The sequence below is a fragment of the Enterobacter cloacae complex sp. P38RS genome, from assembly GCF_014930775.1.
GTDB classification, from domain to species: Bacteria; Pseudomonadota; Gammaproteobacteria; order Enterobacterales; family Enterobacteriaceae; genus Enterobacter; species Enterobacter bugandensis.
The window spans coordinates 11,775-29,875 of the sequence record NZ_JADBRS010000007.1 but is presented as its reverse complement, the minus strand read 5'-3'; the positions used below and the strand labels follow the sequence as shown (position 1 = coordinate 29,875).

Below are 18,101 nucleotides of genomic sequence, written 5' to 3'. Positions count from 1 at the left end.
CTCCGGGTTAACGCCATTCGTGTAAAGAAACGCCAAAAGGCCGCGAGGATTGCTCCCCGCGGCGTTGGTTTACGCAATTAACAGCTGATGATTCGCCAGCAGCGTCGCCAGGTCCGTCTGCACGCCGTTCAGCGTCACCAGGGTGGTTGGCGAGAACTGGCCGCCGGTACCGTCCAGATCCACCTGGATTTCGGTATTGCTGCCGTTCTGCACCACGCGGACGTAATCGGTGATGTTGCCCGCGCTGCTGTCCAGCGTGGCCACGCCGTTCACGTAGCTCGCCGAGCCCGTGCCGGTATAGCCGCTGCCGGAGAGCAGATCGCGCAGGTCAATACGATCCGTGTCCGCGGTCCCTTCCCAGGTGCCGACTGTGAAGCCGTTCACCACGTCGTGACCGTTACCGCCCGTCGCGTCCGACGCGTTGATCAGCTTGTAGAGCAACGTATCGTGACCGCCGCTGCCGATGTTGAAGGTGTCGTTCCCGCCGCGGCCTTCGAACTGGTTATCACCGCTGTTGCCGGTAATGACGTCGTCGAAGTTCGAGCCGTTGATGCCCTCAATGTTGAGCAGTCGTGACGTACCGAACCCGGTGTCCTGCGCGGTAGAGAGACGCAAATCAACGGTTACGCCGGAAGTCGCATTGCGGTAATCCACCACGTCCATCCCGCCGGTGTTGCTCCAGGTGTCGTAGTCGGAATGGGTATTCCAGCCGCCGGAACCGTTGTAGGTATAGGTGCCATCCTCTGCGATAAAGGTGTCGTTATACCCGGTCCCGGTGAGGGTCCCGCTGTGGCCGCCGGTGGCCGCTTCGGCCGTCAGAACGTAGCCCTCTTTGCCGTTGCCCGCCTCCAGACCGCTCCAGGTGACGTTATCCGACACGCCGTTGGTGATCTTCAGGATCTCGGCCGAATAGGTTTCATTCGGATCCAGCCCGTAGAAGCTCACCAGCGCAGAGGTATCGTTCGAACCAATACCAGACTGGGCGTTAATGATCTGCGAAGCCACCAACACGCCCGCGGCGTTGTACAGATTGACCGTGTTGCCGTAGAAGGCATTGATGCCCTCGCTGTCGACAATGTGCAGGTGCATCGCGGTACCGTCGGCAATTTTGGCGCTGTTTTGCACCAGCACCACCTTGCCGTTCTGCTGCGACACCAGCAGATCCTTCGCGCCGTCCCAGTTGTAGTCCACTGCCGCCACGCCGGTGGCGTAGGCCAGGCCAGTTTTAAGCTGGCTGGCGGTCCAGCTGGAACCGTAGCCGTTGTTGGTGAACAGCGTCGCCGTCTGTGAACCGCCGTAGGTGCTGAGCTTGATGATGTCCATCTGCCCGTCCCCGTTCCAGTCCACCGCCACCGAGAGATACCCCGCCGTGGCGTTAGAGGCTTCCACCGCGCTCTTGGTGGTCGAGAGCTTCCCGGTACCGTCGTTGTAGTAGATCACCCCGCCGTTGTTGTTGTAGCTGCTGCCCAGGTACAGATCCATGTAGCCATCGCCGTTGAAATCCGCCCACGTCATGGACGCCGCCGTGGTGGTATTCGCGGCGTTTACCACAAACACGTTGGTCAGGTTCTGGCCGATGGAGAGCGTGCCGTTGCCGTTGTTGTTGATCACGGTTAACGAGTACGCGCCGCTGCGGTTGGTGTGCTGGACAATATCCACCGTACCGTCGTTGTTCAGGTCGACGCCGGAGATTTCACGCCCGGAGTCGAACTGGCCGTAGAAACCGCCCTCCCCGCCGGTGCCGTCCGGCGACAGAACGCCGTTGTTGTTCACCAGGTAGGTCAGTGAGTCCATACCGGCATCGCCGTAGGCCAGATCCAGGTAGCCATCGCCGGTTTTATCGTACGCAATCACGCCGCCGTACCAGATGGTGGTCCCCATCGCCAGCTGGCTGGCGTTATAGGTGCTGCCATCGTAGGTCCACATCACCTGAGTAGACCCGGCGTAGGTATTCTCGGTCGCGAAGATATCCTGCGTGCCGTTACGGTCAAAGTCGGCGGCGGTCTGGCTCACCACGTAGTAGCCGCGGGTGTTGGTCAGCGTATTGCCGGCATAGGTCGAGCTATCGCTGCTGGAGTAAGCCTGAGTGTTCGCAATGATATTCCACAGACCGCTGCTGTTCATGCCGAAGGTCATGGTGGAGTTGTTGCTGTTCCCCGCCGTGGTCGCCCAGTCGGTATTCACCGTGGTGGTATCAATCACCAGGCTGCCGGTCGCCGTACCGGTGGTATTGCCGTTCCCCGCGCTGCTCTTCACCTGCGCCGTCACGCTGTAGCCCGCCACGCTCAGGGCATCGCCGTCCGGGATCTGCAGGTACCAGGTATTGTGGTCCGGGTCGACTACCACGGCCCCCCCCGTCTGGGAGGTGTAGGTTTTCCCGTTCACCGTCACCACCAGGTATTCACCGTTCACCAGGTCGGCGGAGACGGTACCGCTGACGATTGGGGTGGTATCCGACGTGGTCTGGGCGGTAATCGCCGCCGTGGTGGTCGGGATACTGGTATCAACGTTCAGCACGAAGCCGTCCGATTCCGTGTAGTTACCGGCTTTGTCGGTCACGCGCACGATGTACGTGTGGTTGCCATCGCTCAGGCCGTTATCCTGGAAGGACCAGCTTGCGCTGCCGTTCATGGTCACCTGACCGAGCAGAACGCCGTCGCGGTATAGCTGGACGATCTCGCCGTCTTCAGGGGCGCGGTTGAGCGTACCGTTGATCAGCGGTGCGTTATCGTCCGTGGCCACCGTGCTGCCGAAGGTGCCCTGACGCTCGCCTTCACCGTCGGTATAGCTCACTACCGTGCCTACCGTAGCTGGCGGCGTGGTGTCCACCGTCACCACCTGAGAGGCGGTGGAGCCGACGTTGCCCGCCTGGTCGATAATCCGCACCTGCCAGGTGTAGTCTCCGTCAGGCAGAACGCGGGTATCGGTGTAGCTCCAGCGCTGGTTGGTGACCGTGGCGTCAACCCAGGTGTTTCCGCCGTCGAGGCTGATCTGCACCCGTTCGTCGCTCGCCAGCGCGCTGCCCAGCGAGCCGTTGATGGTCAGGGTGGTGTCCATAGTGATGAAATCACTCCCGGACTGCCCGGTATCATCGCTGATGCTGTCGATGGTGATGCCGTACTGCGGCGCCTGGGTATCCACCGTCACGGTCTGGGTGGTAGTGGCACCGACGTTGCCCGCCTGATCGACTACCCGCACCTGATAGCTGTAATCCCCGTCGGCCAGGGTGCGCGTGTCGTTATAGCGCCACTGGGTACCGCTTACCGTGGCATAAACCCAGGTGCTGCCGCCGTCCATGCTCACCTGCACGTACTCACCCGCCCCTAACTCTGCGCCAAGCGTGCCATGCAGCGTGTACGAGGTCGAACTGGTCAGGAAGTCGTTATTGTCGAAGCCAGTATCCACGGTGATGTTATCCACCGTCACCGTAATCGCCGCATCCGGGGCGACCGTATCGACGGTCACCTGCTGATGGGCGCTGGCGCCCACGTTGCCCGCCGCATCCACCACGCGCACGTAGTAGTCATAGGTCTGGTTACCCAGCGTACGTCCGTCCACGTAGTACCAGCTGTTGCCGGTGACAATCACGTTCTGCCAGGTGACGCCGCCGTCGATGCTGATCTGGGCATACTCGCCGTCGGCCAGCGTCGCGCCGAGCGAGCCGTGCAGCGTCAGTGACGTATCGTTGGTGATAAAGTCGCTGCTGCTCAGGCCGGTATCGTCGCTGATGCTGTCGATAGCGATCGTTTTGCTGGCGTCCGGCGCAACCGTATCAATCGTCACGACCTGGCTGGCGGTGGCGCTGATGTTGCCCGCGTCGTCAATCACGCGCAGCTGGTAGTTGTAATCCCCGTCGGCCAGCGTACGACCGTCCACGTAGGTCCAGGTCAGGCCGCTCACGCTGACGTCGGTCCAGGTGACGCCGCCGTCGAGGCTGATCTGCGCGTGGTCGCCGCTGCCCAGCGCCGCGCCGAGCGTCCCTTTCAGGCTGATCTGGTTGTCGCTGGTGATAAAGTCGCTGCCGGACAGGCCTGTATCCTGGGTGACGGAATCCACGGTAATGGTCGTTGCCGCAGGCTTCGTCAGGTCAATCACCACGTCCTGGCTGTCCGTTGCCCCCACGTTGCCCGCGCTATCGATCACCCGCACCTGGTACTGATACGTACCGTCCGTCAGGGTGCGGCCATCGGTGTAGCGCCACGTGGTGCCGGTCACTGTCAGGTCAATCCAGGTGGTGCCGCCGTCGAGGCTGATCTGCGCCTTCTCGTTATTGCCGAGCTGCGCGGTCAGGGAGCCGTTGACCACTACCTGCTTATCGTTGGTGATGAAATCCGTCGCGCTCAGGCCGGTGTCGTTTTGCAGCGAATCAATGCTGATGCCCATCGACGGCGCGGTGAGATCGACGGTGACGGTGTGGTTATCGCTGGCGCTGTTGCCGATGGCGTTGCTGACCTGCGCCTTAATCACGTACGAACCGCCGTCTGCCAGGGCGGTGACGTCTGCGCTGCCCACCGTGTAGCTCCAGGTACCGTCATTCTGCACGGTCGCCGCGTAGGTTTTGCCGTTCAGGGTGATGGTCACCGTCTGGCCCGCAGGCGCGTCGGTGGTGCCGCTGACGACCAGCGGCGTGCCGTGTTCGGCCGCGTTGACGATATCGTCCTGCGCAAAGGTGTTAATGGTGATGGTTGGGACATCGCCATTCAGCGTCACGTCATGCGTTGCGCTACCCGGGTTGCCCGCCCTGTCGCTTACCGACGCGGTAATGGTGTAATCCCCGTCGCTCAGGCCGAGGAAATCACGCCCCGGCACGAAGACCGACCACGTTCCGTCCGCCCCGACGGTCGCCTGATAGCTGTGCCCGCTGAAGGAAACGGTCACCGTCTGGCCCTGTTCTGCCGTGGTGGTGCCGCGGATGGTCTGGCCCGCCAGCTGCTCCGCGTTGTTGACGATATCGTCATCCGCCACGGTGCTGATGGTCACGGTCGGCGCAGCGGTATCCACCGTTAAGGTGTGCGTGGTCTGGCCGCCGTTACCGGCTATGTCGTTGACCGACGCGGTGACCGTCAGCGCCCCCTGGCTCAGGATAGCCAGATCTGCCGCCGGCACATCGAGCGTCCAGGTGCCGTCGCTGCCCACAAGCGCAGTGTAGGTTTTGCCGCCCAGCGTCACGGTGACGGTCTGGCCCGCCTCCGCGCTGGTCGACCCGTGTACCGTCAGCGGCTGCTGCGCTTCCAGCGCGTTCAGCATGTCGTCACCCGACAGCGTCGCAATGCTCACGACAGGCGCGGTGGTATCCACGCTGATGCCGTGCGTCGCCGAGGCGCTGTTGCCCGCGCTGTCCTGCGCCGACACGGATACCTGATAGCTCGCGCCATCGGCCAGGGCACCCACGTCTGCGGCCGGAACGGTGGTCGTCCAGCTGCCGTCGTTCTGGATGGTGGCCGTATAGGTCTTGCCGTTCAGCGTCACGGTGACCTGCGTCCCGCTGGCGAACTGGGCGCTGGAGCCGTTAATCACCAGCGCACTACCCGCTTCTGTCGCGTTGATGACGTCGTCACCGCTGAGGGTATTCACCGTCAGCGCCACGGAAGCCGTGTTCACCACCACGTCGTGAGTCTGGGTGCTGCTGTTGCCCGCGCTGTCGGTAATGGTCGCGCTAATGGTCACGGTGCCGTCGGTCAGGGCAGAAATCACGCTGGCCGGAACGCCCACGCTCCAGTTGCCGCTGGCGTCAACGGTGGTGGTGTACTGGTTCGAACCGATGGTGATGACCAGCTTATCGCCGACGCTCGCGCCGGTTGCCGTGCCGCTCACGATCTGCGCCTGCCCGTGCTCCACGCTGTTGATGACGTCATCGCCCGCCACGACGTTAAAGCTGACGGACGGCGGTGTGGTATCAAGCGTAATCGCTTTGCCCGCGCTGCCCGGGTTACCCGCGGCGTCGCTCACGCTGACCTGCAGGGTGTAACCGTTTTCGGCCAGTGCGGAGAGGTCAGTGCCCGGTACGTTGACGCTCCAGATACCGCCCTGCTGCACCTGAGCGGTATAGCTCTTGCCGCCCAGCGTCACGGTGACCGTCTGCCCGGCTTCCGCCGTGGTGGTGCCGGAGATGGCCACGCCCGCAGCCGCTTCGCTGCCGTTAATCACGTTATCACCTGCCACCGTATCAATCGTCACGGTCGGCGCGGTCGCATCCACGCTGTACTCGCGGCCTGCCGTCGCGCTGTTGCCGTGCACGTTGGTGACGCTCACCTGCACGCTGGCGTCGCCGTCCTTAAGGCCCGCGAGATCCGCGGAAGGCACGGTGGCCGTCCAGTTGCCGTCGGCATCCACTTTCGCGGTGTAGGTTTTGCCGCCGAAGGCGATTGTGACGGTCTGGTTTTCCTCCACGTTCGAGGTGCTGCCCGAGAGCACCAGATCCGCGCCTTTCTCCGCCGCGTTAATCACGTCGTCGGTGGCGATCGCATCGATGCTGATCGCCACGGCCGCCAGATCGACGGTGACGTCGTGACTGATGGAGACCGGGTTGCCCGCGCTGCTCTGGCCTGCCACGGTGACGGTCACCGCGCCTGCTGCCAGGGCACCCACGTCTGCGGCCGGGATCGCCGCGCTCCAGGTTCCGTTCGCCAGCACGGAGGCCGCATAGGTTTTGCCGTTAACGGTCACGGTGAGCGTGGTGCCCGCCGCCAGCCCGTCGCTGGAGCCGGTGACGATCAGGTTCTGTCCGTGCTCGATGCTGTTGATCACGTCGTCGCCCGCCACGGTATTGATACGCAGACCCGGCAGGCTGGCGTCTATAACGATTTCGCGCTCGCCCGCGCCGGTATTGCCGTGGCCGTTGGTGACGGTCGCCGACACGGTCAAATCGCCGTTGCCCAGCGCCGTCAGGACGGACTCCGGCACGCCCACGGACCAGGTGAGATCGCTCTGCACCGTCGCGGTGTAGCTGTTGCCGCCAATGTTCACCGTCACCGTGTTACCGGCTTCCGCGTTCGCCACCTTACCGGTGATGGTCTGGCCTGCCGCCACTTCTGCCGCGTTGATGACGTTATCACCCGCCACGGTGTTGATGGTGACGGTCGGCAGCGCGGTGTCGACCAGCAGGTTCGCAGCGCTGCTCACGCTGTTGCCCACCCCGTTGGTGGCGGTCGCATTGAGGGTGTAACTGGCCTGACCGAGACCGGCCAGATCCGCAGCCGGAACCGTCAGGCTCCAGGTGCCGTCTGCGGCGGTCGTTGCAGTGTAGTTTTTTCCGTTGAGGGTCACGGTCACCAGGGTGCCTTCCGCGAGGTTGGCGCTGGTGCCGCTGACGCTTAGTTCCTGACTTTTTTCCACCGCGTTCAGGACGTTATCGCCGCTGATGGCGTTAAAGCCCACGGACGGCAGCCCGGTATCCACGGTGACGTTATGGCTGCCGCTGCCGGTGTTGCCCGCCGCGTCGGTAACAGACGCAGTGACGGTCACGGTGCCGTCGCTGAGACCGGAAATCACGCTGGCCGGAACGCCCACGCTCCAGTTCCCCGCCGCGTCCAGCACGGTGGTATACGTCTGGCCGCCGATGGTCACGGTGACCTTATCGCCCGCTGCTGCGCCGGTGGCGGTGCCGCTGATGATTTGCGCCTGACCGTGCTCGGCGAGGTTAATCACGTCATCGCCCGCCACGGTGTTGATGGTCACCGCAGGCACGGTCACGTCCACCGTCAGGTTATGGTTTACGGATGCCGGGTTGCCCGCCTTGTCGCTTACGCTCGCGGTCACGGCGACGCTGCCGTCGCTGAGCGACGCCAGATCCGCTGCCGGAACGTTCAGCGTCCAGCTGCCGTCCGCGCTGACGGTTGTGGTGTAGTCCTTGCCGTTCAGCGACACGGTCACGGTCTGGCCCGCTTCGGCGGTGCTGGTGCCGGAAACCGTCAGGTCAGACTGCGCTTCCGTGGCGTTCAGGATGTCGTCAGTCGCAATCGTATTGATGGTGACGGACGGCGCGGTGGCATCCACGCTGTACTCGCGGCCCGCCGAAGCGCTGTTGCCGTTCACGTTGGTGACGCTCACCTGCACGCTGGCGTCGCCGTCCTTCAGGCCCGCCAGATCCGCAGCCGGCACGGTATAGGTCCAGTTGCCGTCTGCTTCTACGGTAGTGGTGTAGATTTTACCGTTCAGGCTCAGGGTGACGGTCTGCCCGGCTTCCACGTTGGTGGTCGCGCCGGACAGCACCAGATCCGCCCCTTTCTCCGCCGCGTTGATCACGTCGTCGGTGGCAATGGCGTTGATGCTGATGGCAACGGTAGCCAGATCCACGGTAACGTCGTGGCTGATGGTGATCGGGTTACCCGCCGCGCTGTCGCCGGTGACGCTGATTTTTACTGTGCCTTCCGGCCACGCGCTCACGTCCGCAGACGGAACCGCCGCGCTCCAGGTGCCGTCCGCCAGCACCGTCGCCGCATAGTCTTTGCCGTTCACGGTAACGGTCAGCGCCGTGCCCGCCGCCAGCCCATCGCTGGAGCCGGTGACGATCAGGTTCTGTCCGTGCTCGATGCTGTTGACCACGTCGTCGCCCGCCACGGTGTTCACGCGCAGGCCCGGCAGGTTAGCGTCGATCGCGATCTCACGCTCGCCGCTGCCGGTGTTGCCGTGGCCGTTGGTGACGGTTGCCGTCACGCTCAGGCTGCCGTTGCCGAGTGCGGTCAGCACATCAGACGGTACGTTCACGGACCAGCTCAGATCGTTCTGCACCGTTGCGGTATAGCTGTTGCCGCCAATGGTCACGGTTACGGTGTTGCCCGCTTCGGCATTCGCCACGGTACCGCTCAGGGTCTGGCCTGCCGCCACTTCCGCCGCGTTGATAACGTTATCGCCCGCCACGGTGTTGATGGTGACGGTCGGCAGCGCGGTGTCGACCAGCAGGTTCGCAGCGCTGCTCACGCTGTTGCCCACCCCGTTGGTGGCGGTCGCATTGAGGGTGTAACTGGCCTGACCGAGACCGGCCAGATCCGCAGCCGGAACCGTCAGGCTCCAGGTGCCGTCCGCAGCGGTCGTTGCGGTGTAGTTTTTACCGTTCAGGGTCACGGTCACCACGGTGCCTTCCGCCAGGTTGGCACTGGTGCCGCTCACGCTCAGATCCTGACCTTTTTCCACCGCATTCAGAACGTTATCGCCGCTGATGACGTTGAAGTTGACCGATGGCAGACCGGTATCGACGGTCACGTTATGGGTGCCGCTGCCGGTGTTGCCCGCCGCGTCGGTAACAGACGCAGTGACGGTCACGGTGCCGTCGCTGAGGCCGGAAATCACACTGGCCGGGACGCCCACGCTCCAGTTACCTGCCGCGTCCAGTATGGTGGTGTAAGTCTGGCCGCCGATAGTCACGGTGACCTTATCGCCCGCTGCCGCGCCGGTGGCGGTGCCGCTGATAATCTGCGCCTGACCGTGCTCGGCGACGTTAATCACGTCGTCGCCCGCCACGGCGTTGATGGTGACCGCAGGTACGGTCACGTCCACCGTCAGGTTATGGTTTACGGATGCCGGGTTGCCCGCCTTGTCGCTGACCGATGCGGTAACGGTGACGCTGCCGTCATTAAGCGCCGCCAGATCCGCCGCCGGAACGTTCAGCGTCCAGCTGCCGTCCGCGCCGACGGTTGTGGTGTAGTCCTTGCCGTTCAGCGTCACGGTCACGGTCTGGCCCGCTTCGGCGGTGCTGCTGCCGGAAATCGCCAGGTCAGACTGCGCTTCCGTGGCGTTCAGGATGTCGTCAGTCGCAATCGTATTAATGGTGACGGACGGCGCGGTGGCATCCACGCTGTACTCGCGGCCCGCAGAGGCGCTGTTGCCGTTGACGTTGGTGACGCTTACCTGCACGCTGGCGTCACCGTCCTTCAGGCCCGCCAGATCCGCAGCCGGCACCGTGGCGGTCCACTTACCCGCCGCGTCCACCGTGGCGGTGTAGTTCTTGCCGCCGAAGGTGATGGTGACGGTTTGATTTTCCTCCACGTTTGAGGTGGTGCCGGAGAGCACCAGATCCGCCCCTTTCTCCGCCGCGTTAATCACGTCGTCGGTGGCAATGGCGTCGATGCTGATAGCGACGTTCGCCAGATCCACCGTCACATCGTGGCTGATGGAAACCGGATTGCCCGCGCTGCTCTGGCCTTCAACGGTCACGGTGACCGTGCCCGCTGCCAGGGCACTTACGTCCGCAGAAGGGAGAGCCGCGCTCCATGTACCGTCCGTCAGTACCGTCGCGGGATAGGTTTTGCCGTTGACGGTCACGGTCAGCGCCGCACCCGCCGCCAGCCCGTCGCTGGAGCCGGTGATAATCAGGTTCTGTCCGTGTTCGATGCTGTTGATCACGTCGTCGCCCGCCACGGTGTCCACGCGCAGGCCCGGCAGGCTGGCGTCTATCGCGATCTCACGCTCGCCGCTGCCGCTGTTGCCCACGCCGTTCGTCACGCTGGCGGTTACAGTCAGATCGCCGTTGCCCAGCGCCGTCAGGACCGATTCCGGTACATCGACGGACCAGGTCAGATCGCTCTGTACCGTTGCGGTGTAGCTGTTGCCGCCAATCGTTACGGTTACGGTGTTGCCCGCCTCGGCATTCACCACCTTACCGCTAATGGTCTGGCCGGCAGCCAGCTCCGCCGCGTTAATCACGTCGTCACCGGCGACGGTGTTGATAATCACCCCCGGCAGAACGGACTCAACGTTGACGGTGTGCGAGGTGCTGGTGCCGTTGCCGACGCTGTCCGTTGCCGAGGCAGTGACGGTGTAAAGCGCTTCACCCAACTGACCCACTTCGCTCGCCGGAACCGTCGTGGACCATTTACCGTTGGCCTCAACCGTGGCGCTGTAGGCTTTGCCGTTGAGCATCACGGTCACCACCGCGCCCGCCGCCAGTCCGGAAGCCGTACCGGTGATGGTCAGATCCTGCGTTTTCTCGCTGCTGTTGATCACATCGTCACCGGAGACGGTGTCGATGGTCAGCACCGGCGCGCTCAGGTTGACTTCCACCTCGCGCGTCGCGCTGTTGCTGTTTCCGGCTTTGTCGGTCAGCGCCGCGGTGATGGTGTAATCCCCGGCGGTCAGGGCACCGACGTCCGCCGCAGGCACGCCCACGCTCCAGTTGCCGGACGCATCCAGCGTCGCCGTGTAATCTTTGTTATTGATGGTGACGGTCACCACGTCGCCCGCCGCCGCGCCGGTCACTGAGCCGGTGACGATCAGAGCCTGCCCATGCTCGGCGCTGTTGATCACATCGTCATCGGAAACGGTGTTGATGGTCAGCTGTGGCACGGTGGTATCGACCAGCACATCGCGAGCCGCGGAGGCCGGGTTGCCCGCTTTGTCCGACACGACGGCGCTGACGGTATAGTTCCCGTCGTTAATCGCGCCCAGATCCGCAGAAGGCACGGTCACGCTCCAGCTGCCGTTGGCCTGCACGGTGGTGGTGTAATTCACGCCGTTCAGCGTGACGGTCACGGTCTGGCCCGCTTCGGCGTTAGAGACGCCGTTGACGACCAGATCCTGCTGCGCTTCGGCGGCATTGATGATGTTGTTGTCGCTGACGATTTCGATGGAGACCGTCGGCGCGGTGGCGTCCACGCCGTACTCGCGTCCCGCCGAGGCGCTGTTGCCGTTCACGTTGGTGACGCTCACCTGCACGCTGGCGTCGCCATCCTTCAGGCCAGCCAGATCTGCCGACGGCACAGTCGCCGTCCAGTTGCCGCTGGCATCCACTTTCGCCGTGTAGGACTTGCCGCCGAACGTGATGTAAACCGTCTGGTTCTCTTCCACGTTGCTGGTGGTACCTGAAAGCACCAAATCTGCGCCTTTTTCTGCCGCATTAATCACGTCGTCGGTGGCAATCGCGTCAATGCTGATAGCAACCGTCGCCAGATCGACCTTCACGTCGTGGCTGATGGAGACCGGGTTGCCTGCCGCGCTATTTCCCTCGACCTTCACGGTGACCGTGCCTGCGCCGAGCGCGCTGACGTCTGCCGCCGGAATGGCCGCCGTCCAGGTACCGTCTGCCAGCACCGTGGCCGCGTAGGTTTTGCCGTTGACGATCACGCTCAGCGACGCGCCCGCTGCCAGGCCGTCGCTGGAGCCGGTGATAATCAGGTTCTGCGCATGCTCAATGCTGTTAATCACGTCGTCGCCCGCCACGGTATCGACGCGCAGGCCCGGCAGATTGGCGTCGATGGTGATGTCGCGCTCGCCGAAGCCGGTGTTGCCGTGGCCGTTAGTGACGCTGGCTGACACCGTCACATCGCCGTTACCGATAGCGGTTAAGACCGTGGACGGCACGTTGACCGACCAGCTCAGATCGTCCTGAACCGTCGCGGTATACGTATTGCCGCCTATTGAAAGGGTGACAGTGTCACCGCTCGCCGCGCCGCTCACCTTCCCGCTCAGGGTTTGTCCGGAAGCGACTTCCGCCGCGTTAATCACGTCATCGATGGCGATTGCGTTAATGGTGACCTGTGGCAGCGCGCTGTCGACCAGCACGCTATGGCTGGCGTTCGCGCCGTTGCCTGCGCTATCGGTCACGCTTGCCGTGACGGTATAACTCGCTTCGCCCAGCGCAGAGACGTTCGCCGCCGGAACGGTCACGCTCCAGCCGCCGCTGGCGTTGGTGGTCGCGGCGTAGCTGATGCCGTTCAGGATCACCGTAATGGCTGTACCTTCCGGCTGGTTGCTGGTGCCCGAAATCAGCAGATCCTGGCCTTTCTCGACCGCGTTAATCACGTCGTCAAGCGCCAGGGTATTGATGGCAATCTCCGGCGCGGCCAGGGAGACGTCAAATTCATGCGTGGCGGTGGTGCTGTTACCCGCTTTGTCGGTGAGGGTCGCGGAAATCGTCTGCTCGCCGTTAGCCAGCGCGCCCACGTCTGCCGCCGGAACGCCCACGCTCCAGCTTCCGGACGCGTCCAGCATCGCGGTGTAGTCTTTGCCGTTCAGGGTGACGGTAATGACGTCACCCGCCTGCGCGCCCGTGACCTTGCCAGAGACGATCAGCGCCTGGCCGTGCTCGGCAATATTCACAATGTCGTCGCCCGCGACGATGTTGAAACTAATCTGCGGTACGGTGGTATCCACCAGCACGGAGGCATCCGCGCTGGCCGGGTTGCCGGCTTTGTCGGATACGGAAGCCGTGACCGTGGCGTTACCGTCGGTAATGCCCGCCAGATCGGCTGCCGGCACGTCCAGCGTCCAGCTACCGTCAGCCTGCACCTGCGTGGTGTACTGGTTGCCGTTGAAGGTTACGGTAACCGTCTGGCCTGCTTCGGCAGTGGACGTCCCGCTCAGGGTCAGATCCTGCGCTGCCTCAGCCGCATTCAGCATGTTGTCGCCGCTGATGGTATTGATGGTCACCGTTGGCGCGGCGGTATCGACGCTGAACTCCTGCGCAGACGACGCCGCGTTGCCGTTCAGATTGCTCACGCTGACCTTCACGCTGGCGTCGCCGTCCTTCAGGCCGCTCAAATCGGCTGCCGGTACGGTGTACGTCCAGTCGCCGTTGGCGTTCACCGTCGTGGTGTAGGTTTTACCCGCAAAGGTGATGGTGACGGTCTGGCCCGCTTCTACGTTCGCGGAGGAGCCGGAAAGCACCAGATCCTGACCTTTTTCTGCCGCGTTGAGCACGTTGTCCGCGGTCACGCTGTTGATGCTGACGGCGACCGGCGCGAGATCGACGTCCACGATGGCGCCGATAGTCACCGGGTTGCCGGAAGGATCCTGCGCGCTTGCCTTGATATCCAGCGAACCGTCCGCCCACTGGGACACGTCCGCTGCCGGAACCGCCGCCTGCCAGGTACCGTCCGCCAGTACGGTTGCGGAATAGATCTTGCCGTTAATGGTCACCGTGACGGTGCTGCCCGCTGCCAGATCGGTGCTTGAACCGGAAACAATCAGGTTCTGAGCGTGCTCAATGACGTTAATGACGTCATCACCCGCCACGGTATCAATACGCAGGCCCGGCAGTTGGGCGTCGATGGTGAAGTCCAGCGAAGACGAACCGGTATTACCGTGCGCGTTGGTAACGCTGGCCGATACGGTCAGTTCGCCGTTGCCGAGCGCGGTTAACTGGCTCTCGGTTAACGGCAGGCTCCATGAGAGATCGTCCTGCACGGTAGCGGTGTATGTCTGCCCGCCGAGGATAATCGTGACGGTATCGCCCGATGCCGCGTTAGAGACCTTCCCGGTCAGGGTTTGCCCTGCGGTGACTTCCGCCGCGTTGACGATATTGTCGGTCGCGAAAGTGTTGATAGTGACGACCGGCAACGCGCTGTCCACCAGCACATCGTGCGAGGTTGAGGCGCTGTTGCCCACATTATCGGTAACGCTCGCCGTCACGGTGTAATTGGCTTCGCCCAGCGCGCTCACCGCAGAGGCGGGCACGGTGACGCTCCAGCTGCCGCTGGCGTTAGTGGTGGTGGTGTAGTTGATACCGTTCAGGTTTACGGTGATGGTGGTCCCTTCCGGCTGGTTGCTGGTACCGGAAAGCAGCAGATCTTTGCCCTTCTCTGCCGCATTGATCACGTCATCTACGGCCAGGGTGTTAATACCGATAACAGGCGTCACGGTATTCACCACCACATCCAGAGAACTGCTGCCGGTGTTGCCGGACCGATCGGTCACGGAGACGTTAATGGTCCATGTGCCGTCCGTCAGCCCCTGAACGACGGATGCAGGCAGGCCGAGGCTCCAGTTGCCCGCCGCGTCCACCGCGGTGGTGTAGTCCACGTTATTAATAGTGATGGTGACCAAATCGCCCGCCGCAGCGCCAGTGACGGAGCCGCTCAGGATCTGCGCCTGAGAATGGGCCAGCTGGTTAACGGTGTTGGTGTCGGTGACAAAGTCATTAATGGTCACCTGCGGCACGGTGGCATCCACCAGACCAACGCGGTCCGCACTGCTGCTGTTACCTGCCACGTCGCTGACGGAGGCCGTCACGGTGACAGTGCCGTCTGCCAGCGCGCCAACGTCGGCGGCAGGCACGTTCAGCGTCCAGGTGCCGTCAGCTTGCACGGTAGTTTGATAGTTTTTGCCGTTCAGCGTCACGGTGACCGTCTGGCCCGCTTCAGCGGTTGTGCTGCCGCTGAGCAGCAGATCCTGCTGCGCTTCTGCCGCATTGATGATGTTGTCGTCGGTCAGATTATCGAGCGTAATGGTCGGCGGCTGCGTATCGACGGTCACCACGCGTGAGGCGTCCGCGCTGTTGCCGCTGACGTTGGTCACGCTGACGCTTACCTGCGCCCGCCCGTCAATCAGCGTTTCCATGGCGTGCGCCGGGACGGTCAGGCTCCAGGAGCCATCCTGCTGCACCTGCGCGGTAAAAGTCTGGTCGGCAAATTTCACCACCACGGTTTGCCCTGCCTCCACGCCCTGCGTCTGGCCGGAAAGGGTTAAATCGCTCCCTTTTTCTGCCGCGTTCAGCAGGTCATCGCCGGAGACGGTATCAATGGTGACCGCCACGGCGTTGAGATCGAGTTCAATCGGGTGTTCAGCCGCAACGGTGTTGCCCCAGGCATCTTCCGCGCTGACGCTGACCGTCATACCTCCGGCCGTCCAGGCCTGCAGATCCGCAGCAGGAACGCCAATGCTCCAGCCGCCGCTGGCGGTCACCACGGCCTGATAGTCGACGTTGTTGATGGTGACGACAATCGGCGTACCTGCGGCCAGATGGGTGCTGGCGCCGGTGACGGTCAGATCCTGCTGTTGCTCGATGGCGTTGATTACGTCATCGCCGGAAATGGTGTTTACGCGCAGACCCGGCAGTTCCGCGTTGATATTGATATCGCGCTCGCCGGTGCCGGTATTACCGTGCCCGTTGGTCACGGAGGCGGTAAAGGTCAAATCCCCGTCGCCGAACGCCTGAAGATCCGCTGAAGGGATCGTGACGTTCCAGGTCAGATCGCTGCCCACCGTGGCGCTGTAACTCTTACCGCCAACGGTAACAGACACCGTATCGCCCGCCGCCGCGCCGGTAACGCGGCCACTGAGGGTTTGGTCCACGCCCGCTTCGGCGTTATTAACCAGGTTATCCCCCGCAAAGGTGTTAATGATCACCTTCGGCAGCACGGTATCGACCAGCAGATTCGCCTCTGCGGAGCCGCTGTTACCCACGCTGTCGGTGCCGCTGACGCTGACGCTATAAAGGGTGTTCGCCAGATTCAGGACGTCGGATACCGGCACCTGAACCGCCCAGATACCGTTTTCGACGGTCGCCTGATAGCTGACGTTATTCAGCGTCACGGTAACGGCGCTGCCGTCCGGCAGGTTGCTGGTGCCGCTCAGGCTCAGCGGCTGCATCGCCTCCCGGGCATTCAGCACGTTGTCCTGGCTGATGGCGTCAATCGTAAATTCCGGCGGGTTGCCGCTCAGCGCAATGCCGTGCGTGGCGCTACCGGTGTTCCCCGCTGCGTCGGTGACGGAGACGGCAATGGTGTGGTTGCCCTCACCCAGCGCGCCGACGACGGAGGCAGGAACGCCCACGCTCCAGCTGCCGTCTGCCTGTACGACGCCGGTGAAGGTCTGGCCGCCAACGGTCACGGTGACGACATCGCCTGCCGCCGCGCCGCTCGCCTGCCCGGAAATAATCTGCGCCTGGCCCTGCTCGCTGGTGTTGAGGATATCGTCGCCCGCGACGGTGTTGATGGTGACGACCGGCGCGTTGGTATCTACCGTGAAATCCGCGGTCACGGACGAGCCGTTGCCAGCTTTGTCGCTGACGTTCACCGTCAGGGTGTGGTGACCTTCATTGAGGGCCTGCACCTCGCTGGCCGCCAGCGTGACGGACCAGGTGCCGTCGCTGCCCACCGTGGCGTTATAATTTTTGCCGTTCAGCGTCACCGTCACAATCTGCCCGGCTTCCGCGTTGGTTTTACCACTCAGCGTCAGCGGCTGGTTGTGCTCAGCGGCATTAATGATGTTGTCCTGCGCGAGCGTATCGACGGAGAGCGTTGGCGCAGCGGTATCCACGCCAATCGTCTGGCTTCCGCTCACGGTGTTACCCGCCGCGTCTTTGCCGCTGACGCTGACGGTCCAGGTACCGTCGCTGAGCGCCTGCGCGTCTGCCGCAGGCACGTTAACGCTCCACGCGCCGTCTGCTCCCACCTGAGCGGTGTAGATTTTTCCGTTCAGCGTTACGGAAACGTCGGTTCCCTGCGCCAGATGCTGGCTGCTGCCGGACAGCGTAAAGCCTGCGGACTGTTCGCTGGCGTTAATCACGTTGTCACCCGCCGTTGTCGCCAGCGTAAGCGTGGCCTCGGACGTAGAAACGGTCACGGTGATGTTGCCCGCTGACGTGGTTTTACTGCCGTCGATCTGCACCACCGACCAGGTGTGCTCTCCGTCGGCCTGGGTCGGGAGTTTTACCGTCCAGGTGCCGTCTTTACCGACCATCGCGCTGGCGATGGTGCTGCCGCTGCCGTCTTTAATCTGGATGGTCGCGCCCGGCTGACCGGTACCGCTGAAGGTCGGCGCGTTATCGTCCGTGAGGGCGTTTGCGCTCAGCACTCCCTGCTTGTCGCCCACCTTGTCCGACAGCAGGAAGGTCGGCGTGGCGCTTTCCACTTCTTTTGTGTTATCAATGACTTTCGTTTTGGTTTCGCCGTCACCGCCGTGGGCCAGCAGTGCGCCGATAGCACCGCCGCCTAACGCCGCCCCTGCAATCCAGCCCCACGGGGCATCGCTCAGGGCGCTTCCCTGCTCAAGGAAGGGTTCAATGCTGCTAATGGGTGTGGCCTGCGCGGTTAATTCAGTAGCGGCAACGCCTGATGCTTCCCCGGCATCGGCAAAAGAGAGATGAGTCAGTTCCTGCCCGTCGTTGAACACCAGCTCTGACTGATGTTGGGTTTCAGGATCTTCAACAAAATAGTTATTGCAGCGAATAACGCTGCCGTCCTTCATATAAATGAGAAGGTCTTTACCCTGGCGGACATAACGCACCACGTCCTGAGCAGAGCCCTGAATTTCAATCACGCTCGGCGATGAAATAGAGACCGACAGATTCCCTTCGCCGGTTAATTTCGTTTTCTCCGCCGTTTTGCGAATGATGACATCAACAACCTTTACGTTACTCATATTCCTCTCCTTGCAGGTGTACGGAT

Annotated in this window: 1 protein-coding gene; it reads right to left on the bottom strand. The window is 63.0% G+C overall.

Annotation, left to right across the window (positions count from 1 at the left end; genetic code table 11):
- Nucleotides 1–69 precede the first annotated feature (69 nt).
- Nucleotides 70–18,075, bottom strand: coding sequence for an Ig-like domain-containing protein (locus IM303_RS11225; RefSeq protein ID WP_193359912.1), 18,006 nt, complete (start codon nucleotides 18,073–18,075; stop codon nucleotides 70–72).
- Nucleotides 18,076–18,101: the final 26 nt, after the last annotated feature.

What these genes read in the sequence shown, in the direction of transcription:
- IM303_RS11225 (WP_193359912.1), bottom strand. Translation starts at nt 18,075, where the DNA reads ATGAGTAACGTAAAGGTTGTTGATGTCATCATTCGCAAAACGGCGGAG.